The sequence below is a fragment of the Pedobacter nutrimenti genome (assembly GCF_003208655.1).
Classification (GTDB): Bacteria; Bacteroidota; Bacteroidia; order Sphingobacteriales; family Sphingobacteriaceae; genus Pedobacter; species Pedobacter nutrimenti.
Genome location: NZ_QKLU01000007.1, coordinates 164,027 through 185,706 on the forward strand (window position 1 = coordinate 164,027; position 21,680 = coordinate 185,706).

The 21,680-nt window shown below is 41.7% G+C and carries 19 protein-coding genes; 14 read left to right on the forward strand and 5 right to left on the reverse strand.

Translation table 11 applies throughout. The features are described 5' to 3' along the window. The first annotated feature begins 86 nt into the window (after window positions 1-86). The gene (gene queD, locus B0O44_RS18880; RefSeq protein WP_110833663.1) at window positions 87-440 is read left to right on the forward strand and encodes a 6-carboxytetrahydropterin synthase QueD; all 354 of its coding nucleotides are present in this window, start codon (window positions 87-89) and stop codon (window positions 438-440) included. A gap of 4 nt (window positions 441-444) precedes the next feature. Here queD and B0O44_RS18885 read toward each other — a convergent pair whose 3' ends face one another. Continuing rightward, window positions 445-654, reverse strand: coding sequence for a hypothetical protein (locus B0O44_RS18885; RefSeq protein WP_110833664.1), 210 nt, complete (start codon window positions 652-654; stop codon window positions 445-447). 144 nt (window positions 655-798) lie between these two features. Between B0O44_RS18885 and B0O44_RS18890 the strand changes: the two genes are divergently transcribed. The 3 genes from B0O44_RS18890 to B0O44_RS18900 all read left to right on the forward strand — a co-directional run bounded on the left by B0O44_RS18890 (window position 799) and on the right by B0O44_RS18900 (window position 3,545). Then, window positions 799-2,142: a deoxyguanosinetriphosphate triphosphohydrolase gene (locus tag B0O44_RS18890; protein ID WP_211321419.1), complete on the forward strand. Its 1,344-nt coding sequence runs from the start codon at window positions 799-801 to the stop codon at window positions 2,140-2,142. Window positions 2,143-2,190: 48 nt separating this feature from the next. After that, entirely contained in the window at window positions 2,191-2,883 is a 693-nt protein-coding gene (locus B0O44_RS18895) for a uracil-DNA glycosylase family protein (protein WP_110833665.1), read from the forward strand. Between the two features lie 92 nt (window positions 2,884-2,975). Beyond that, a complete protein-coding gene (locus B0O44_RS18900; protein WP_110833666.1) occupies window positions 2,976-3,545 on the forward strand; it encodes a porin family protein in 570 nt (189 codons plus the stop codon). A gap of 74 nt (window positions 3,546-3,619) precedes the next feature. Here the strand turns inward: B0O44_RS18900 and B0O44_RS18905 are convergent, their stop codons facing one another. After that, entirely contained in the window at window positions 3,620-4,384 is a 765-nt protein-coding gene (locus B0O44_RS18905; protein WP_110833667.1) for a hypothetical protein, read from the reverse strand. 179 nt (window positions 4,385-4,563) lie between these two features. Between B0O44_RS18905 and B0O44_RS18910 the strand changes: the two genes are divergently transcribed. Next, entirely contained in the window at window positions 4,564-5,016 is a 453-nt protein-coding gene (locus B0O44_RS18910; protein ID WP_170123372.1) for a GNAT family N-acetyltransferase, read from the forward strand. A 13-nt stretch (window positions 5,017-5,029) separates the two neighbouring features. Here B0O44_RS18910 and B0O44_RS18915 read toward each other — a convergent pair whose 3' ends face one another. Beyond that, window positions 5,030-5,410, reverse strand: coding sequence for a DUF2255 family protein (locus B0O44_RS18915; RefSeq protein WP_110833669.1), 381 nt, complete (start codon window positions 5,408-5,410; stop codon window positions 5,030-5,032). A gap of 186 nt (window positions 5,411-5,596) precedes the next feature. Here B0O44_RS18915 and B0O44_RS18920 point away from each other — a divergent pair, with 186 nt between their 5' ends. Both B0O44_RS18920 and lspA read left to right on the forward strand, forming a co-directional pair. Further along, the gene (locus B0O44_RS18920) at window positions 5,597-6,502 is read left to right on the forward strand and encodes a pirin family protein (protein WP_110833670.1); all 906 of its coding nucleotides are present in this window, start codon (window positions 5,597-5,599) and stop codon (window positions 6,500-6,502) included. Window positions 6,503-6,505: 3 nt separating this feature from the next. Further along, on the forward strand, window positions 6,506-7,018 hold the full coding sequence (gene lspA / locus B0O44_RS18925) for a signal peptidase II (protein WP_110833671.1): 513 nt from the start codon (window positions 6,506-6,508) through the stop codon (window positions 7,016-7,018). 94 nt (window positions 7,019-7,112) lie between these two features. Here the strand turns inward: lspA and B0O44_RS18930 are convergent, their stop codons facing one another. Beyond that, complete coding sequence (locus tag B0O44_RS18930) at window positions 7,113-8,027, reverse strand: DUF6268 family outer membrane beta-barrel protein (RefSeq protein WP_110833793.1); 915 nt, start codon at window positions 8,025-8,027, stop codon at window positions 7,113-7,115. Window positions 8,028-8,314: 287 nt separating this feature from the next. Between B0O44_RS18930 and B0O44_RS18935 the strand changes: the two genes are divergently transcribed. The 7 genes from B0O44_RS18935 (at window position 8,315) to B0O44_RS18965 (ending at window position 20,277) form a co-directional block, all read left to right on the forward strand. Continuing rightward, a complete protein-coding gene (locus B0O44_RS18935; protein WP_110833672.1) occupies window positions 8,315-9,661 on the forward strand; it encodes a serine/threonine-protein kinase in 1,347 nt (448 codons plus the stop codon). A gap of 10 nt (window positions 9,662-9,671) precedes the next feature. Then, a complete protein-coding gene (locus B0O44_RS18940; protein WP_110833673.1) occupies window positions 9,672-10,622 on the forward strand; it encodes a hypothetical protein in 951 nt (316 codons plus the stop codon). 90 nt (window positions 10,623-10,712) lie between these two features. Beyond that, the gene (locus B0O44_RS18945) at window positions 10,713-11,819 is read left to right on the forward strand and encodes a PP2C family protein-serine/threonine phosphatase (protein WP_110833674.1); all 1,107 of its coding nucleotides are present in this window, start codon (window positions 10,713-10,715) and stop codon (window positions 11,817-11,819) included. Continuing rightward, window positions 11,797-15,762: an FtsW/RodA/SpoVE family cell cycle protein gene (locus B0O44_RS18950; protein ID WP_110833675.1), complete on the forward strand. Its 3,966-nt coding sequence runs from the start codon at window positions 11,797-11,799 to the stop codon at window positions 15,760-15,762. Before B0O44_RS18945 ends, B0O44_RS18950 begins: the two co-directional genes overlap by 23 nt. Window positions 15,763-15,777: 15 nt before the next feature. Continuing rightward, complete coding sequence (locus B0O44_RS18955; RefSeq protein WP_110833676.1) at window positions 15,778-16,572, forward strand: FHA domain-containing protein; 795 nt, start codon at window positions 15,778-15,780, stop codon at window positions 16,570-16,572. A gap of 127 nt (window positions 16,573-16,699) precedes the next feature. Next, window positions 16,700-18,232, forward strand: a complete 1,533-nt coding sequence (locus B0O44_RS18960) for a DUF4955 domain-containing protein (protein WP_110833677.1) — start codon at window positions 16,700-16,702, stop codon at window positions 18,230-18,232. Beyond that, window positions 18,229-20,277, forward strand: a complete 2,049-nt coding sequence (locus B0O44_RS18965; protein ID WP_110833678.1) for a glucosidase family protein — start codon at window positions 18,229-18,231, stop codon at window positions 20,275-20,277. Before B0O44_RS18960 ends, B0O44_RS18965 begins: the two co-directional genes overlap by 4 nt. On the opposite strand, the gene B0O44_RS18970 is transcribed toward B0O44_RS18965, so the two are convergent. After that, window positions 20,274-21,647, reverse strand: a complete 1,374-nt coding sequence (locus B0O44_RS18970; protein WP_110833679.1) for an NAD-dependent succinate-semialdehyde dehydrogenase — start codon at window positions 21,645-21,647, stop codon at window positions 20,274-20,276. The genes B0O44_RS18965 and B0O44_RS18970 overlap by 4 nt on opposite strands. Between the last annotated feature and the right edge of the window lie 33 nt (window positions 21,648-21,680).

A 21,680-nucleotide genomic window follows, 5' to 3' on the forward strand; every position in this document is an offset into this window, starting at 1 on the left:
ATTTAAAGTTTTTTTTAGATTAAACGTGACCTTCATCATGTTTTAAGGAATAGGGATTTGTCAACTTTAGGCTTTAAAAAATCAGCATGATCATTTACAAATGCTTTAGTTTTGACGCCGCCCATTTTCTGCCCAATGTTCCTGCAGGTCACAAATGCGGGAGAATGCATGGCCATACTTATCATCTTAAAGTATTTGTTTCGGGTGAAATTGATCCTGAAAGTTGCTGGTTTATGGATTTTAGTGATTTAAAAGCAATTGTAAACCCCTTAATCAAGCGACTTGACCACCATACACTAAACGAGATCGATGGTTTGGAAAACCCAACTTCCGAATCTTTGATGGTATGGATATGGGAGAAACTCAAACCCCTGTTGCCGGCTTTGGTTAAACTTGAACTACAGGAAACACCAGGTTCAGGTGTAATCTATGAAGGCTAAAGCTTTACTTTTTTAGTTCATTTTCATAAGAATCTACTCTGGCATTGATGCTGTTTTTCAGTTCTCCAAGATCTCTTCCTTCAAGTTTTGCCAATATTTGCGCCTGGATGTCCAATAGCGTACTTATTTTTGCTGCATTTTTAGAAGATTGGAGCAATAGAGCATCTAATACCTCTGCATAATTTTTCAAATCGTTTTCGTTAAAATTTCCCATAATTATTGGTTTGGCTTTACAATTAGATAAGCCCGTAGATATAACGTCAGCAGGCAGGGAATGTTTTAGAAATCGGGCTTTTTAAAATTTGAAATTGTGGCAATTAAATAGAACTTTGTCACCGGTTTAAAGAATATGAAAATGATGCATTGGGAAAAGTTATTATCTGCCAAACGCTGGGGTAATGAAGACAGATTTAAAGGAAATCAGAAAGAAGCCAGGTCAGAATTCCAAAGGGATTATGACCGGATCATCTTTTCTTCACCTTTCAGAAGATTGCAGAATAAAACCCAGGTTTTTCCGCTTCCAGGGAGTGTTTTTGTGCACAACAGGTTGACACATAGCCTGGAAGTTGCAAGTGTAGGACGTTCTTTGGGAACCATTTTTTACAACAGAATGAAGGATGAGCAACCAGATTTAGATGAAACTTGTCCCTTGTTGATTGAGGCTGGAAACATTGTCGCTTCGGCCTGCCTGGCTCATGACCTGGGAAACCCTGCTTTTGGGCATTCGGGAGAATCTGCGATTTCTCATTATTTTGCCAGTGGGGAAGGGAAAATCTATCAAACAAAAGTAAGCCCTTCTCAATGGGAAGACCTGATTCATTTTGAAGGAAATGCGAATGCATTAAGAATATTAACCCATCCCTTTGCGGGGAAAGGAACAGGTGGTTTTGCGCTGACTTATTCGACACTGGCCTCTATCGCCAAATATCCTTGTGCTTCTCTTGCCGGACACAACAAGGAAAATATCTATACCAAAAAATATGGCTTTTTTCAATCAGAGCAAAGCGGCTTTGAGAAAATTGCTGCAGAAATGGAGCTCATCAGGGTTCAGGACGATCCGGTTGTTTACAAACGACATCCCCTGGTGTATCTGGTAGAAGCTGCGGACGATATCTGCTATAATATTATTGATCTGGAAGATGCGCACCGCTTAAAAATATTATCCTATGCAGAAGTGGAAGCGTTGTTGCTTCCCTTGTGTAATGATCCAAAATTACCAGCGCGTTTATCAGAGATGGACGACGACGATGCCAAAATTACTTTAATGAGGGCAAAATCTATCAGTACGCTAATCTGGTTATGCTCTAATGTATTTTACAATGAACAGGAAGCCCTGTTGAAAGGAGATTTCAACAAGAGCCTAATGGATGCAATAGAGGAACCGTATTTAAGTACAATGAAGGCTATTGAAAAAATATCCATAAAGAAAATCTATAATTACGCTTCTGTTGTTCAGATTGAGGTTGCCGGTTACAAGGTAATGGGTGGATTGCTGGAAGAATTTATTCCTGCATATCTGGAGAATCATTCAAAATACCATAAAAAACTGGTAGAACTTATTCCCAAGCAATTTCTAACAAAAGAAAATGATACTTATACCAAAATTTTGTGTATCCTGGATTTTGTTTCCGGGATGACCGATTTGTATGCGGTGGAACTGTTCAGGAAAATTAAGGGGATTTCCTTTCCTTCAATGAGCTAGGACGGTGAAAACCTAAGAGGCTATGGTAAATTCAATAGAGGTAAACAGATGCAGAAAACATTCGCCGACAGGGTTATTGATTTTTATAAAGGCCTTAGCTATCAGATAGCGCTTCCTGAAGGTGTTGAAATTTTAAACCCATACCTGCATGATGCCAGGGTAATGGAGCTTGCCCGTCATTTTTATCAGAAGTTTTATCATGATCAGAAGTTGCGTCACCTGATTATAGGCATCAATCCCGGCCGATTTGGAGGGGCAGTAACCGGAATTCCTTTCACAGACCCCAAAAGGCTACAGGAAAATTGCGGTTTGGCTTATACCGGTCCTTTAACCCATGAACCTTCTTCCGTATTTGTTTATGATATGATTGAAGCTTTTGGAGGTGTAGACTTATTTTATAGTAAATTTTACATCAACTCTGTTTTTCCTCTTGCACTTACTTTCAGGGGGAAAAATTATAATTATTATGACGATAAGCAATTGACGGCTCTTCTGCTGCCAGTTATTCTGGAAAACATCGAAAATCAGATTGCGTTGGGAATTTGCAGGGAAGTGTGTTATTGTCTCGGGCTAAAAAATTATACTTTTTTGAACCGTATAAATAAGGAATATAACTTTTTTGACAAGATTATTCCGCTTGAACATCCCAGGTACATCGTTCAGTATCAGCATAAAAATGAAAAGTTTTTTCTCGATAAATACCTCGCCGTTTTAAAAGAAAACCCGATTAATTCTTTTTGAAGAATTTTTTTTCCCCGCATAGGGGTAAAGTGATTTTCTGTTGTCCTACCTCCAAATAACAAATCATTTTACAAAAGAAAATCACAAAAAGAATGAAAACTATTAAATTATGTTTGATCGCAGTATTGATTGGAACCGGAGTTTTTTCTGCAAAAGCGCAAACCCCTGATTTTAATCTTGGTATTAAAGCTGGCGCAAATTATGGTACCTTACCAAGCAGTTTTAATGACCTGACAGACAAAGGAGGTAAAGCCGGTTTTAATATTGGTGTGTTTGCCAGGGTAGGTAAGGCTTTGTATTTTCAACCAGAGCTTAATTTTTCTACTTTCGGTAGCAAGTATACCTTGAATTCCAAAGAGTATAAGCCCAAATTCAATCAGTTAAATGTTCCTTTGATGGTTGGTTATAAACTGATCAATACTTCCAGCCTCAACTTCCGTGTTTCAGCTGGTCCTGATTTTAGTTATAACCTGAACACACCTGATGCACCTGCCGGTTTTGATTATAAAAGGGTAAACCTGGGTGGGGTAATCAATGCAGGTGTTGATATTGGTAACATCACTATTGACGCCCGCTACACCAGGGGTTTTACCAAGTTCAATAAAGCACTGGATGAAAAAACCGGAATATTTAATCTTTCCGTCGGATTTAAGATCTTCTAAAAAATAACACGATAAAATAGAAAGGCATTTTGCCCTCAGGAAAATTTCATGGAAACTTCCGGGGGCAAAATATTTTACCTGTTCTTTTTTATTTGTTCTAATCTTGACTTTTGCGCACCCGCCCTTTCCTTTAGTCTTGATTGTTGTTCGTGGGTTTGTTCTGAATCTGTATTTTTGGTTTTTTCAATCCACTGCTGATATTGCGTTTCCTGCAAGGCTAAATTCTTATCCAGTTTCCCCTGCAAATCCTTTTGCTGTTTTTTAAGGTCAGTCAGTGTTGCCTTCCATTCGCTAAGTTCATTATCTTTTGCCTGGTTTAGTTTATATTCTGCTTGTTGTACGGCCGAATTGATCTTCCCCAGTTCTGTTTGGGCAGGAATAAATACTTCGTCCTGGACTTTAAATCTTTTAAGCTCTCTGCTGATGGGTAATAATACGGTGTTTACAGGGGTTTCCCAGTCTTCCCAAACGTGGGCCACCAGAACTGATTTTCCATTTGGAACGTTCGCTGAAACTGCATCAAGGTAATCTGAAACATCTTCAGCATGTAGGGTTTCACCAGCAGAACCCGCAATCATTCCACCTGCTAATCCCACAATAAAGCCCAGGGGGCCAGCTAGAATACCAAGCAGACCACCCAATAAACCACCACCAATTATCCCGCTGCCCTGGCTCTTGTCTTTTGCAGATTTAATAGCTGTTTTTCCATTTTCATCTTTACTGAGCACATAAGTTTCACCCAAAGAAATGTCTTTGGTCAAGTCCAGCTGCTGAAGGGCCTGAAGTCCTGTAAATGCTTCTACTTCATTGTTAAACAATACCTGAATTATTTTTTCCATATCTATTGATGATCATTATAGACTATACAATCCGGATGGGCTTTTGGTTTTGGTATAGTTGTTAACAGCAACAGGATGGAAATGGAATGTTTAAACTTTTATAAATCTAAACAGTTTCTAAAATGTCTTTCTTATATTTAGAACAAGCGCAAGGGCTTAAGAAGGATAAAATTAAAATTATGAGTCTGGAAAAAAACGAAGAGCTGGTTTTCAGGAGAGCGGACCCTGAGGATTTACAGGAAGTTTATAGTTTTGTTTGTACACTGGAAGAAAAAGAAATGAACTACGAAAAGTTCTGCTCCAGGTTCAGAAATCAGGTAATCTCGCCCGACATTCTGCTGCTTCTTGCCGAAAGGGCGGGCAAGCCGGTTGGGTTCCTGAGTTGTCATCTTCAGAACGTTTTACATCATGACGGGGACATTTATGAAATTGTAGAATTTATAGTCAGTCCCGAATATAGAGGAAGTGGGGTTGGTAAAAAGATGCTCGGATTTCTGGATCTGCAGCTTAAAGACAGGGATTACGAACTGATTGAACTGGCCTCTAATGTAAGACGTGACAGGGCACATCAATTTTATGAACAACAGGGCTTTAACCGTAGTCATTTTAAATTTACCAAGTATAAGCATTAAAAAAGAGCGTAAACTAGAGTAAGGGGATAAACTCCATAGTGCGTTTTATATGCTCTGGCTCCGTAATTCCATGTGCATAATAGGAGTTATCACCCCCTGTATCATATTTTAAAAGATAAGCGGCATTGATCAAAGGTGTAATGACATCCAGATCATGCGGAATGATGCCCTTTACCAGGACCACATTTGTTCCGTATTGTATTGCCCCTTGCTCCCCTTCTTTCAGGCAATGGTACCAGCTTTTTTCTGCAAGGCCCCAGGATCTTGCAAAAATTCTGTTCTGAAAGGCTACCATCCAGATGTTTAAAAAAGTTGTTCTGTCTTTCCCTGCACGTATACCAACAAGATTGTGCTTATGGATATATTCCAGGACAGGGTTTTCGAAATTTTTCATAGATCCGGTTGTTTACAGTATTGAAAAATAAATGTAGAGATAATCCCAAAGGACTGAAATTTAATTGGGTTATATGGAAGTAAAATTTTCATGTTCTGTCGCCCTAATACAGATTTACCACAGAGAATTATTTAGTTCTGCATATATTTAAAGCGTATCTTTCGTTCGTATTTAATAAATGATGACATGTCGAATATAAGTGTGATTATTGAAGAAAGACCTGCAGATATAGGTAATTTTCTTGTAGGTAGGTTACTTCCGTTCCGGGACAAAAGAATGGTTGGACCTTATATTTTTATAGATCATATGGGGCCGGCGGCTTTAAATGATCATCAGAATATTGATGTGCCCCCGCATCCGCATATAGGGCTTTCCACGCTCACTTATTTATTTGAGGGCAGCATCAGACATCGGGATAGCCTGGGTACCGATGTAGAAATCCATCCCGGAGCTGTGAACTGGATGACGGCAGGTAAGGGAATTGTGCATTCCGAAAGAACACCTGCGTATTTGCGTACAACAGATAAAAACCTGCATGGTCTGCAAATTTGGGTGGCCTTGCCCTTGGAGTTTGAAGAAATGGAACCTTCCTTTCAACATATAGAGGCAAAAGACATCCCACATTGGGAAAAGGATGGAGTTTCTTTTCGTCTTATTGCCGGAGAAGCTTTTGGCCGCAAATCACCGGTGGCTGTTTTTAGTAAGCAATTTTTTCTGGAGATAAAAAGTACTGCTGCCCGCAAAGTGAATATTGGAGCTGAGCTTTTTGGTGAATCCGGTATGTATATTCTGGAAGGTAGCATAAAGACCGAAGCGCACGAATTTAAACCCAAGCAGTTGTTGGTGGCCAAACAGGCCAGTCTCTGTGAATTTACCATGGCTGAACATACAACGGTTTATGTTTTTGGAGGAGAAGCTTTTGCTGAAGAACGTTTTATCTACTGGAACTTTGTGGCCAGTTCAAGGGAAAAAATAGAAGCGGCCAAACAAAAATGGCTGAACCAGGAATTTGTCCCTGTTCCGGGTGAAACAGATTTCGTTCCGCTTCCAAAACAAAATTATAACCCAGCCAGTACGTCTGAAAAACATTAAAGAATGAAAAAAAGCAGGTTGTTGATTAGAAATTTTGTTTTAATATGTATTCTGGCTTGTACTATTGGCTGTGATCAGATGACTAAAACAATCGTGAGAAAGGAGATGGGTGATCATGAGCATATTAAATTGATCTACGACCGCCTGACCCTGACCAAAGTCGAAAACTCCGGAGCTTTTCTAAGTATCGGGGATACTTTCCCTTCCTGGATCAGGTTTTTGTTTCTTAGCCTGCTTCCATTATTTGTTCTTGGTTTTGGACTTTATTTTCTGCTCAGCAGAAGTAATATTGGTAAAGCCTATACAATTGGGCTTTGTTTTGTGCTGGGTGGTGGCATAGGTAATTTGTATGACAGACTGGTTCACGGTTCTGTCACGGATTTTATGCATATTGATTTTGGTATTTTTCAAACCGGTATTTTTAATGTAGCAGATTTGGCCATTATGACCGGAATGGGAATGATCCTTTTCCAGCTTTATCTGGGAAAAAAACATATCGACACTTCTTTGGGCTGAGGCCAGTAGGTTACATTTAATACTTACCCAGTTTCTTTGATCCATATTTCCCTGAACAGGCAGAAACACCTGCTCAAGGAAAGCTTGCTGATTTTTACTTTTTAGAAAAGTTCCATTTTAATGCTGCAGAACCATAAGCAGCAGTTGTGAAACGAGGGTCTGCATGATCTTTTTGCTTAAAGATGGCACTTATTTTTCTATCTGTCAGGCTGAAAGATCTGACCAATGTTGTTCCTGCAGTTAATTGAAAAGTCAATGATTTGCTAATTTTAAATTCCGGTCTTAAACCGGCAATGATTTGCTGGTAACCTAAAATCATCGATTTGTTTTCCCTGTTTACCTCTGCAGTCATCCCACTGAGTTCGACAACAGCATTAAGTGAAATTACATCGCTCATTTTTACTCCGAACTCCATTCCCTGCGGGAAATTAATGTGCAGTTTGTATTTACCCTGTGTAACCCAGTCGAAGTAAAGCCCGGGCAGCACCATCGGTGTTCCAAATGCATTGGTGAGCACAGGACCAAAACCAAAAGCCAGACGTGGATTAAAGTGTTTAATAAATAAAACACCTCCCTGAGCAAGGACATCATCTGATGATATTTTTTCCATATCGGTATAAATCCCTACCGAAGCCATGGCCATAATTGACCAGGTTTTGCCTATTGGTCTGGAGTGCATCAAACCAATTTGAGCATTGAGCATTTCCTCTGGAAAGATTTTTTCGGTGTAATTACGGTTGGTCATCTGGGCATAGCTGCCATCAAGTCCAAGCGCCCAGATGACTGGTCTTCCTAATTCGTGCATTTTTGTAGAAAGCGGAATGCTAAAGGAAGCTTGTATTCTTTTGAAATTGCTGGTGGAACCTGTCTTTAGGCTATCGACTGGTCTTACATAATTAGAAAAAGGGACATAGTCTACCTGGAGTTTACCAGAAAAACCGTTTTGAGCGCTGGTTTTTAAACAAAAGCTTAATCCTATTAAAACTAAGCAGTATTGGAGTTTTCTCATTGTAATTGTTGTTTCTTTAATTTTTTTGTCAAATGCGGGCATCTTTAGGTTAGGGACAACAGCAAGCTGTTTTACCCTTAAGCCGGCCGGCATTATTTTTATAAGATGTTGCAAAAGAGTTTGTTAAATTTTTTTAAAGGATGTGGATTTAGAGCGGATAGTGTCATTTTGACAAAAGCGATTTAAAGCAAGGAGCCAGATGATAGAATGGAACTAAAATTGTTGTAATTTTATTGCATAAAGACAGCTGCTTTCAGTGGGTCTTTATTAATCAGAAATAAAGTTGAATGAGTAAAATATTTACAATTACCGAAGGCCTGGAGAATATGGGGGCACTCCGTACTGGAGGACAAGGCTCGGTTTATAAAGGGAAACGGACCGGTACCATTATTACAGCGGTAAAGTTACTGCCAACACCAATCCATACGGAAAGTGAAGAGGACAAAAACTTCAGGAATTTTCAGAATGAAGTGGAGAAATTAAAAAAAGTCAATGAAGAACCTAATCCGAATGTCGTAAAGATTCTGAATTCAGGAATTACCGAAAGCGGGTCCTTTCCTTTTATTGAAATGGAATTCATTGATGGTCCTGATCTGGAAGATTTGCTCAAGCCTCCCCACGATGCTGTATTTACAATTAAGGAGGTTATAAAAGTTGCTGATCAGCTGGCCAATGCGCTAGCACATTGCCATAAGTTTTCTGTAAAGCACGGAGACATTAAAAGCAATAATGTGAAATTCAATGTGCATTCCGGTAATTATGTACTCCTGGATTTTGGTTTGTCAGCGATGTCCGATGACCAGCGCAGAACCAGCATCCGACATGCAGGAGCGGTAGAGTTTATGGCCCCGGAACAAAATGAAGGACAATTGTTATTCCAGACAGATGTGTATAGCTATGGCATTATCCTGTATGAATTGCTGAGTGGGCAGGTACCCTTTCCTTTAACAGACCAGGGGCAAAAATCAAGAAACGATGTGATGCTTGCCCACATGGAGCAGGCAATACCAGACTTAAATGCTATCCGTCACAGAAATATACCAGAAAACTGGTCGGATGATAAAAAACTTCATGAAATGCAGGTGCCTTCCTGGCTGCTGCAGGTGGTTGAAAAATGTTTACGGAAAGATCCGCTACAGCGATTTGGAAATGGAGTAGAACTCCAGGATTTTATTATACACCGTAGTGTTGCCAGTACGACAGAACAAGGGGATTATACTTTAAGTGCAGCGGTGATGACCAGTGAAAACGAAAGGTTGCAGGCCCTGGTATTGCAGTATCAGGAAGCAGCGCAGACTGATGGTATCGTGCAAGCAGAAGATGCCGATCATATTAAAGTTTCAAGACCTGTATTTTATGCCATGGTGACTTTGATGGTTGTACTTGCTGTCGCAATGGGATTGTTGTTGTTTGCAAATTCGGGAAAAAACAACCCCGAACCACGAAGTAAGAATGGAAGCCCTGTGACAGACAGTCCTGCCACTACACCCCAAACAGATACCGGGCCTGTAAACAATATTCCGGATAGCGTTTTGGATACGGCCAGCCGGATCAAACCTGCAGAGGTCAAACCCATAACAAAACCTGCTCACGATACGACAAAACTCGATCTGGATACAGCAGTTCATTTTTAACAAAACAGAGATGGAGCCGAAAACAACGTTTTGGAAAAAGATAGGTTTACAAGACCTTTTCCTTCCCGGTAAGAAAACAAAAAAAGAAGTGCAGGCAGCTGCATTAAGTCCCGATGGCGTATATAATTATATCCTGCAACAGTTTAAAACATCGATTAAAGAACTTTCTTTTGCAGGACGTATTGTTTTTTATCATGAGTACATTATTTGTTTTAATGCAGATGATTATAAAGAATTCCTGATGCAGAAACAGGGCTTGTTCGGGATTATTGTTGATGAATCCGTTAAGCAATTTTATCAGGTTCTGAAGACTTATGAAAAGGAAGGCAAAAAAGTAGAACCCTCGAGTTCAAAATGGATTTTTCGTTTGGTTTCACATCCGGATTATCAAAGAGGGGACATTGGCTTTATTGGTAAACTGATGCCTGGCAGTCAGCAGAAAGAAGAAAACCTGCGGGTTACTTTTATTCCCCGTCAAACGGGTATTGCCCAGACCCTGGATGTAAATGAGGATATTCTGAAAGGTTTTACCTATTACAGTGAAGGCTATTATGAATTGCCATATCTTTATGAACCGCAGGGTGCAGAAAAGAAACCGGTCACCAGGACGGAAAAGATCTATGCAAGGCTGGATACCATTATGCCCGATCAGAAATACAGTGGTAAAAAGTTTGAATTTCTGATGAAAGCAGAGGACATTATTGTTTCAGGTGCTGAAGAAGAAAGAAAAGGGCCGGACATCTTTAAAATACCTTCCGATTGGGTGGATAGCCCACACCTGCACATCAGGTTTAATGTTTCGGATGGTAAACTTTACCTGGCTTCCTTTGGGGAAAAAACAATTATCAATGAACAGGAGGTCCAAAGAAGTGATGTCAACAGCCCGCAATGGACAGAATTGCCCATCAATTCAAAAATCCTGCTCAATGGAATTATCGGAATTAATATATTTAAAGGATAAAGCTGATGTCTCAATTGTTAACGGGTTTTCTGGTAGTAATTTGTATCCTGTTATTGATCAGACATTTTACAGATATAAAAAGACAGGGTGATGAGCAATAATATATTTGGTCTGACCGATAGAGGGATGGTCCGGGAAAATAACGAAGATGCTTTTCTGTCTGAACAACTGGACAATGGTCTTTTTCTGGCTTGTGTGATTGATGGGGTTGGTGGTTATGAAGGCGGAGAAGTTGCCGCTGCAATAGCAAAAGACTGCATTCGCAAAAAATTATCAGGCCTTAAGGGAAATGAAGCGCTGATTCCCAAAATGCTTGAAACACTTCTGGAGGCCAATGAAGAAATTTATTTCCGGAAAAAAGAGAATCCTGTTCTGGAAAAAATGGCTTGTGTATTGACAGTGGTCCTTGCAGATATACAACAAAACCAATTGTATTATGCCCATGTGGGGGATACCCGTTTATATCTTTTTAGGGATGAGGTTTTGGTAAAGATTACCCAGGATCAATCCTTTGTCGGTTTTTTAGAAGATTCTGGAAGACTTACGGAAGCTGAGGCAATGAAGCATCCAAAACGAAATGAAATTAATCAGGCCCTGGGACTGGATTCAAGTCAACTTTGGCCTGCTGATTTTGTAGAAACGGGCCAATCTCCTTTTTTACCGGGTGATTTGCTTTTGTTGTGTAGCGATGGGCTGACGGACCGGATTGACGCGGCTCATATCAACAGAATACTGCTGGCCCCAACTTCATTAGATGACAAGGCTGCTGCCCTGGTTCATGCGGCGAACCAGGCCGGGGGACAAGATAATATTACTGTAGTGCTGGTCAGAAACGATAAAGCCATATCAAACCATGTTGTAACCAAGCCTGCTGCCAGGCCTGTTGCTTCGTCTATTCCTGAAGCGGTTAAAGACAGTTTGAACATAAAAGAGCCTGCACAGAAAAAAAACAGGGGCTTGGTTTTTTTTTTACTGATCCTGGTTGTGCTGCTGCTGGGGACATGTGCCTGGATGTATCAGCAAATTCAAATGCTTAAAGAAAAAAGGAGTATAGCTGCTCCGGTTTATGAAAATCCATGGGTACCCATGACCCCAGGTTTAAAGGATACACTTAAAAAGCCATTAAGGGATACAATTTATTACAGGGATTCCATACCTGGGAAAATGAAAAAACATGAAAAGAGACCAGTTAAATAAAACTGAAAACAATAGGGGCAGATGGAGTGAACGGTTATTTATTGCCGCAACTGGTCTGGTGTTTATACTGTTGTTTTTTAGATTATTTAGTGTTCTGGAACATAGATTTCAGGGAACTGTTGTCAAGCTGAAGGAAGGGGCCATTGTCAATCTGAATGATGCTGACCCTGTCAGTGGGATCAGAAATGTTTTAAGTAAGGGCAATTACGATCTGGATTCAAGAGATATTGCGTTTATAGGAAAGATACTTGATCAAAGACTAAAAGAAAACGGACATTTTCAGAATATTGGAGAGCTGAACAAACAAAGCTATTTTGTTTCCGCCCAACAGGCCTTTGATCAGGGGGGGAGCTCTTTTAAAAGGCGTGTGCTTTTGTCCAGATCACTTCTTGGTTACCAGGATACTGGCAGCTCCTCTTATGAAAAAGAGCAAACAAGGCCAGCTCCACTTCCTGCATCGCGGGATCTTGGTCAGGGTATTTATAGTATTAAAGGTAAGGTTGGGCAAAAAAGTAGCGGCATTGCCGGGGTATTGGTTAAACTGGAAATGATTATCCCTAAAGACAGCCTGGAACTGGAGCCGCTGAGTGCATTTGTGCGGACAAACGAAAATGGTGATTTTGAATTTAAAGGACTTCCGACAGGACGTTCTTATGAGGTGCTGCCATTACAGCCTGGCTTTGAATTTGGAAAAAGCCAGGGCACAATTGATTTAAAGCAGAATGAGGTTTTTAATTTCAGACAAAAAGAGCATCGCATCAGGTTGCTGTCTTCCAGGGATTTTAATACCCTTAAAACAGATGGCGCATTTATTGTCAGGAGCCCACTTCGGTTTGAAAAAGGTTATTGGATCATCGCCGGTTCTTTTTTACTGCTTTTTGTATTGGTCCATATCCTGCTGAGCGTTTTTGCGGCAGCGGCGGATCAGTTTTTGCTGCCAGCACTGATGGTGCTTACAGGCTTGTCCCTGCTCAGTTTACTAAGTTTGCAGGATCCTTTAAGGGATCGCTTCCTGGCAACCGATACCCTGATCTATCTGGTGGCAGGGATGGTTGTAGTTGTACTTTTAAGCCTCCTCAATTTAAAACGTTTTAACGCAGATTCAAAATTGTACAGACTCTTTCTTTTTCAAAAAGACCGTACTGCGGCAAATGGCTGGCCATGGATTGTGTTGGCCATGGTGGTATTGGTGTCAACAATTTTGATGGGCTCAGGGCCCGAAGGAAGTGGGGTGAAGGTGAATTTATTTGGCATTCAACCCAGTGAGGTGGTGAAATATCTGGTTATTCTGTTTCTGTCCGGTTTTTTTGCGTTGAATGAAAAATTTATCTCTGCTTATGCAAGCTGGAAAAAACGCTGGTCATTTTTTTCTTTCGCCCTGCTGGCGATCATTTTTACACTCCTGTTGTTTTTAACACTTGGAGATCTTGGTCCGGCGATTGTGATTTGCTTTACATTTATCGTTTTGTTTTCTTTTTCCAGGGGCGATTTTATGTATATGGCCGCTTTTGTCGCCTTATACATCTTAATCGGCTTTCTTATTGATAATGTATGGATTGACGCTGCACTTACTTTTGGTGCTTTGTTTCTGGTTCAATTGTATAAACGGAAACAGGCAAGTGAATCTGCCCTGATGGCTCTTTTGGTGATCACTGCTTTTCTAACCATTGATAAGATCCCATTTTTACACCGCATTGTTCCCGGGCCTGTCGAGCGGCTTTCTGACCGGAAAGCCATATGGCAGGACGCCTGGAACAATGAAGTGTACGGAGGTGATCAGGTCGCTAACGGACTTTGGGCGATTTCAGGAGGTGGCCTCACTGGTCAGGGTACAGGGGAAGGCTATGCCAAAACAATCCCTGAAGCACATACGGATATGATCCTACCCTCTATAGGAGAAGAGTTTGGTTGGTTGGGGATGACCTGTATCTTTTTATTGTTCCTGCTTTATTTGCACCGTTCTATTCTGATTGGCCGGGCGAGTGGCAATCCCTTTCTGTTTTATGTATGTACCGGAATCGGGATCAGTACTTTTATCCAGTTTCTGCTTATCGCAGGAGGCTCTACAGGGGCATTGCCACTTTCAGGCGTTTCATTGCCATTTGAAAGTTATGGTGGTTCTTCGTTAATGATTAATCTGGCAGGAGCAGGATTTCTGATGGGTGTATCTTCCTTGAAAGGAACTAAGGTTCAGATGGATTACATTAGCAAACAACAGGATGCAAACCTTGTTCCTGCCCTGACTGTGGCCAGTATTGCTGTGTTTTTACTGCTTTTGAATACGGCATTTTACGCTTTTAATAATAAAAAATGGATTTCCAGGCCCGCATTGGTTGCCGATAAGAGTGGGGCCAGGATGTTCAGCTATAATCCAAGAATTGCCATTTTGATGAAAAAACTTGCCGCCGGAAATTTATATGACCGTGACGGGAATCTTCTGGCAACCAGCGACCCGGCGTTGATTAAAAAACAGTATGATGTTTTGAAAGCAGCAGGAGCAGGGAAATATGATCTGGATTCTGCTATGCACAAACGTCCTTCCCGTTATTATCCTTTTGAAGAACAAATGTTCTTCTGGACCGGGGATGCCAATACAGGAATTTTTACAGGTGGAATTAATGGCTATTTCGGGGAATATGAACATGCGGCAGAACTCAGGGGTTTTAAAATGCCGCTGAACAGTTATACTGTTAAGGCATCCCGGTACAGGGAAGACCGCTTTCTTCCAAGGGGAGTAAAAGAGATGACTGTTCAAAAAAGGGACTACGGGGCATTGGTCCCGCTTTTGCAATCCGGATTGGACAGTGCTGAAATTGCTTTGCTCAAACAGAAGAACCGGGATGTCAGGCTTGCTGTTGACGCAGGACTGCAAACTCATATACAGCAATCACTGGCAAGTGATCCTGCTTTAAAAAATAATCGGGTTTCCGTGGTGGTCATGGAGGCCGGAAGCGGCGACGTGCTTGCTTCGGCAGCTTATCCGCTGCCTGCTGTTCACAATTGGGAACAGCTCAATTTAAGTATCACAGATCAGAATAAGCTGCCGGGTTGGGTCACCAATGCCGACCCGGGTTTTACCATTGCAACCCAGCCAGGTTCAACGGCCAAAATCCTGACTGCAATGGCGGCATTTAATAAATTAGGTTTAAATGCAGCAGATAAAAGCTATCTGGTGAAAACGAATGAACGGATACGGACAAATGGGGCAGAACCAGATGAAACAGGTTTGATCAATATGGAAAGGGCTGTTGTAAAATCTAATAACGTGTACTTTATTAAATTGGCAAACCAGGAGCATTTACAGGAAGAGATGGCCGCATTATACCTGAAAACAGGAATGTTTCTGCATGGTGTGGGTGGCTATTACTATAATCAAAAGCCTGACAATCAAAGACAGGATGGAAAATGGATGGAGCTGTGGCGCAAGACGGAGTTTAAAAGCCATTATAATCCAAACCGTATTTACCAAAATCGGGCGACAGGAATATCCGGGATGGCCTGGGGCCAGGGGGAGTTGATTGCCAGTCCTGCAGCAGTGGCAAGAATGGCTGCCGGCATTGCAAATAAGGGAAATCTGCGAGCGAACCGTTATGTACTTAAGTCTAGCGATTCAAGTTTTTCCAGGAAGGAAATCATTCCTCTGGCAATAAAACCGGCCTATGCGGCCATGTTACAACGTTTTATGATCGAACAAAGTGCCCCTAAAACTGATATCCTGGGCATAAGTGTTGCCGGAAAAACAGGGACCCCGGAAAGGATCTGGAAAAGAAAAAAAGTAAATGATGGCTGGTACGTTTTTTTTGCGCCGAATGCTGCAGGAACAGATTATACGGTTGTTTGTATCAGAATAGAGGCAACAAGAGGTTCATCTAATGCAGTCAGGCTTGCCGGTGAGCACATTATTCCCTTCCTGCTGGAGAAAAATTATATAAAAAGCATTTGATAAAATTATTAAAATATGTTTAATCCATTCAAAAAAGACAGATCAGCCCAGGTTCCGGATGTTAAGATGATCAGGGAGCAAGGCCTTGTGTTCCTGAAAGAAGAACTGCAAAAACTGGAAGGAGGGGAAGGGGCGCATGTTCAGGTAATTACGCTGTTTATAGCGCCTCCGGAGGAACAACAACATCTGTATGAAGCTGCTTTTTATTTGAAGGACCAGGAAAAATTGAAGCAGGAAATTCAGCGTGTGGCCGATAATTTTGCATTGGAATTGCCTGTAAACTGGAAACTTGAAGTTATAGCGTCTGACAGATTAGGCCAGGACTTAATTGCCGATAAAAGTCTGTACCTGGCTATAAAAATTGGAACAACTCCATTAAAAACAGCGCCAGCGCTTATAGAAAAAACGGCTCATATCACCGTATTGCAAGGGGAAGCCGAGCGGAATGAATATTTAATCCACAGAACACATGGCCGGGTTAATTTAGGCAGGGGAAGCCAGGTTCAGGCAGCTGATGGTTCTTTAAGGTTAAACTTCATTGCCTTTGCAGATGAATCCGGTTATACAGGGAACCGTTTTGTCAGCCGAAAACATGCTCACCTGGAATGGGACGATCAGAAAGGCGGTTTTGTGCTTTTTGCGGATGAAGGCGGTATTCCCCCTGCGAATAAAACAAAAGTCAGGTCGGCCGCGGACGAAAATCCATTGCGCTTAAATGCTTCGGATGTCGGGTATCTGCTGAAAGAAGGAGATCAGGTTATTCTTGGTGAGTCTGTTGTCCTTTTATTTAAGTACATAGAAGAAAATTAGGAACCTATACCTTGATGCCGGAACATACCTTTAAAAATGCTAAAGAAATTTAATGATTCGCCAAAGCTGAAGTAGTTTTAAATCAGAATTTTATACTAATTGCATTAATTTAGGATAAACCCATCTGATGAAATTAAAAACCATATTTAGTGTTGCGGCTATCTTTTCTGCCCTTTCCTCTAATGCTCAAAAGATCAGCCCGCTTTGGAAAGATTTTGTAGAAGCAAAAAAAAACGGAAAAATTGCAGTCCTTCCCGATTTTTCTTATGCGGGTTACCATTGGTCTGAACAGGCACTTCCGGATTTAAAAGACAAAAAGGTTTTTAATGTCAAAGATTTCGGGGCCATTGCAAATGACGATCTGTACGACGACCAGGCCATCCAGAAAGCAATCGATGCGGCCCAGGAAAATCCGGGAGGAGGAATCGTTTTTTTCGGGCCGGGAAAATATCTGATTGCGGCAGATGAGGACCCTTCCAAACAAATCAGGATTTCAAAAAGTGGAATTGTGCTCAAGGGGAGCGGAACTGGAAAGAACGGGACTGAAATCTATCAGGCCAATAAACGGATTAACGGAAGACAGTTTCTGTTTAAGCCGGATCAGACCGAGAGCCAGAAACTGACCCGTATTGTAAAAGATGCAGAAAGGGAAACTTTTGTTGTCGAAGTAGAAAATGCGGGCCAGTTGAAACCAGGACAGGATGTGGTGATCCGTCACCGGAGTGAAGAATATACAAGGGCTTATTTTGCGCCTTTAGATCTTAAGCCTCAATGGAGCAGACTCTTTGGTGAAAAGGGAGGAATGCAGATCTTTGAAATCCATACGATTGAAAAAATAGACGGTGCGAAGGTGACCTTTAAAAACCCGCTTCACCTGGACATCAGAATGGTCAAGTCTTCCAACTGGGACTTGGTATCTTATACGCCTATTGTGGAATGCGGAATAGAAGACATTACCTTCAGCAGCAACTGGAAAAATTATCCGGAGGAGTTCGTCCATCATAAAAATGAGATTCATGATTATGCCTATGAAGCGGTGGGAATGGAATTTGTTAAAAACAGTTGGCTGAGAAATTGTGAATTTCACGATCTGAATGAAGGGGTTTTTATTCGTTCCGGTTATCAGATTAGTGTTTTAAACACCCATTTCAGAGGGAAAAAAGGCCATGCTTCAGTTCATGCCAGAACGGGTTATGGGGTACTGGTGAAAAACTGTTCTTTCAATAATGCCCAGCACCATGGAGCAGGCACCGGATATAGTGCCGTAGGGACGGTCATTACACAGTGTTCACTTGGAACCGACCAAAATTTTGACATTCATTCCGGACAACCTTATGCGACTTTATATGATCAGATTGATGGTGGTGTATTTTATAACCTTGGCGGACCTGAACCAGGCCATCCGCACCATGGAAAATACCTGGTGTTGTGGAATTTTTACCATAAGTCTGTAAAAGACCAGCACTATAATTTCTGGGATATGCAAAGGAGAAGAAATTATACGATTGCCTCGCCTATTCTGGTTGGTTTCCGTTCCGACCGGAAAGTAAGCTTTGAAAATGCTGGTTTAAATGAATCTCAGGGAGAAGAGGTTTTGCCTTTATCGTTATTTGAGGCCCAACTGGAACTCAGGATCAATAAAAAAGACATCAGCAAATGAGAAAATACCTGCTTTTTTTGATACTGGCTATTTTTTGTTTTAAAAACAATACACTAGGCCAGATGAAGGAAACACCAGAGGACAGCAGGTGGAAGATCCTGGCGGACGGAAGTATTTGCTGGGACATTGGAGCTGGACTTCCTCATGCAGACCATATTGAAATGGCAGGAGAGAAAGTGGCCATATGGGTGGAATATGCATTGGACAAAGACAAAAAATCAAAAATAAGCAGGACCCTGGTTTTTCCTACTTTCAGGATGTTACCTGATGCGACCAGAAGCCATATTTCCTATACTTTTCAGGATAATGAATTGCCCAGGTTTTTTATCAATAACAAGTTACTGGATTTTTCTGTCTCTGGCAGTCCAAAATCGGGCCCTTTGGGTTACAACATCAAAAACATCCGTCATAAAGGGATCATGCGTATTTCTGCGGAGTCTGGAAATCCGGCAATGGTTCATGTAGAGCGCAGTATTTTTCCATCTGTTGACCAGCCCATGGCTATTGAGAAATTTGTTTTTACCAATAAAACAGATAAGGAACTACAGGTGTCCATGGAATACCTTAAAAAAGAGGTGCGCACCGATCCTTCCAAAAGTAAAGTGCGTTCGCATTCCATCATCATGGGAACTATAGGAGAGGGAAACCGGTCTCTGGCCCCTGGAGCATCAGCAAGTTTTTCTGTCTATTATCTGGCCACAGACAGTCCGCAGTCCATAGAAAAAATAGATCCCGATGGGCAGGAGGAAAAAAGGAGGAACCGTGTTTCTGAAATTTTGGCTCCGCTTAAATTGGAAACACCGGATAGCGTATTGAATACGGCCTTTGACTTTGCAAAGCTAAGGGCTACAGAAAGTATTTATAAAACCAAAGGCGGTTATTTTCATGGCCCCGGCGGACTTGCTTATTATGCTGCGATCTGGGCCAATGACCAGGCAGAATATGTGAATCCTTATTTTGCCTTTTCAGGGGACAAAATTGGAAATTTATCGGCTATGAATGCTTATCGCTGGTTTGCAAAATATATGAACCCAGATTATAAGGCCATTCCGAGCTCTATTGTGGCCGAGGGAGATGCGGTATGGAAAGGAGCGGGGGACAGAGGAGACCAGGCTATGATCGCTTATGGAGCTTCAAGATATGCCCTGGCCAACGGAGACATTGATTCTGCCCGTGTCTTGTGGCCACTGATCGAGTGGTGTCTGGAATACAGCCGCCGAAAGCTCAATAGTGAAGGTGTGGTGAATTCTGACAAAGATGAACTGGAGGGTCGTTTTCCTTCCGGGAAAGCCAATCTGGCAACCAATACTTTATATTATGATGCCCTGCGCTCAGCAGCCATGCTTGGTCCTTTGCTTGGAAAACCCGCAGCACAAATCAAAAATTACCGTAAACAGGCAGATGAACTGAGCCGGAATATAGAAAAGTATTTTGGGGGCAATGTAGAGGGTTTTGAGACTTATAAATATTATGAAGGTAATGACGTATTGAGGGCTTGGATTTGTTTGCCCCTAACCGTAGGGCTTTATGGACGAAAAGAAGGCACCATTAAGGCCTTGTTTTCACCAAGATTATGGACTGCGGACGGACTGGCCACACAGGCAGGTAAAGAAACTTTCTGGGACCGCTCTACACTTTATGCACTCAGAGGCGTGCTGGAGGCAGGTGAAACCGATAAAGCGATGAATTTTATACAATATTATTCCCGCAGACGTTTGCTGGGAGCGCATGTCCCTTATCCGGTTGAAGCTTATCCGGAAGGAAACCAACGGCATTTGTCTGCTGAAAGTGGGTTGTATTGTCGCATCTTTACCGAAGGTTTGTTTGGAATGCGCCCAGTCGGCTTTCGTGCCTTTAACTGTACACCAAGAATGCCGGCGGGGTGGAACCATTATGCCCTGCGCCGTATTCATTCTTTTGGACATGTATTTGATCTGGAAATTTCCCGGGCAGGGAAAAATAAATTGCTCATCCAGGTTTTGACGGACGGTCAAAAAAAGGCTTACGAAATCCAGGAAGGTAGTACAAAGCGCATCAGCCTTTAGCGGACATATACGGTTTTAATGTTCACAAATTCCCTGATGCCAAACAGCCCCAGTTCTCTGCCATAACCAGACTGATTGATCCCGCCAAAAGGCAAGCGGGGATCTGATTTGACCAGTGTATTGACAAAACAGGAGCCTGCATTTAGCAGGCCTTCTGCAATTTTTTCTCCCGATGCAATGTCTTTGCTGAATACCGCTGCCCCTAGTCCAAAAGAAGAATCATTTGCAATGCGAATGGCATCTGCGGTATTTTTTGCAGAAAAAACCAATGCAACCGGACCAAAAAGTTCTTCGGTATAGGCAGGCATTCCCTTTTTTATTCCGGTTAATATGGTTGGGATATAATAGGCATGTTTTCCTTTAGGGTCCGGAATGTAACCACCCAATAGACATTTGGCCCCGGCCTGAATATTATCCAAAACCTGCTGGTGTAATTCATCCCTCAGGTCTGTTCTTGCCATAGGTCCAAGATCTGTTTGGGGGGCAAAAGGATCACCGGTTTTTTTTTCGGACATCTTTTCTTTAAAAATTTTAAGGAATTTTTTTTCTATACTTCTGACCAGGATAAACCTTTTTGCTGCAATACAGCTTTGGCCATTATTGATCAGCCGGCTTTGCGCACAAATTTCTGCTGCATATTCCAGATCGGCATCTTCGAGAACCAGATAAGGATCGCTGCCGCCCAGTTCAAGGACTGTCTTTTTTAACAAACTTGCCGCCTGCCGGGCCACTTGTATTCCAGCTCCTGTGCTTCCTGTAAGGGTTACGGCTTTCACCAGTGGGTTTTCAATCACCTGATTTACCCTTTTGCTGGAAATAACCAGCGTTTGAAAAACGTGATCCGGAAACCCGGCTTCCTTTAATACCTCCTCTATGGCAAGGGCACAACCGGTTACGTTTGAAGAATGTTTGAGTAAGGCACAATTTCCAGCCATCAGGCCAGGTGCCAGAAAGCGGAAAACCTGCCAGAAAGGAAAATTCCAGGGCATTACCGCCAGCACAATGCCAAGAGGCCTGAAACAAACATAACTTTTGGAGGCTTCAGTTTCAACAGGTTCATCTTTTAAGAATTTTTCGCCGTTAGCGGCATAGTATTCACAAACTTTTGCGCATTTCTCTACTTCCTCCAGACCTGATTTTAAGGGTTTTCCCATTTCCAGGGCCATTAGGGCAGCCAACTCTTTTTTTCTTTCTCTAAGCACTTCAGCGGTCTTATTCAATAAGGCGGCCTTCAAGTCAAAATCCGTAAACTGCCAGTCCTCCCAGGCTCTGGCGCCCAGTTTTATCTTTTTTGCAATGACTTTTTCGGAATCTTCAGAATAAGTTTTTATCAATTTACCATTTACAGGATTAACGGATTTTATGCTCATAAAGTAAAATTATAGAAATTAAAGTATATAACC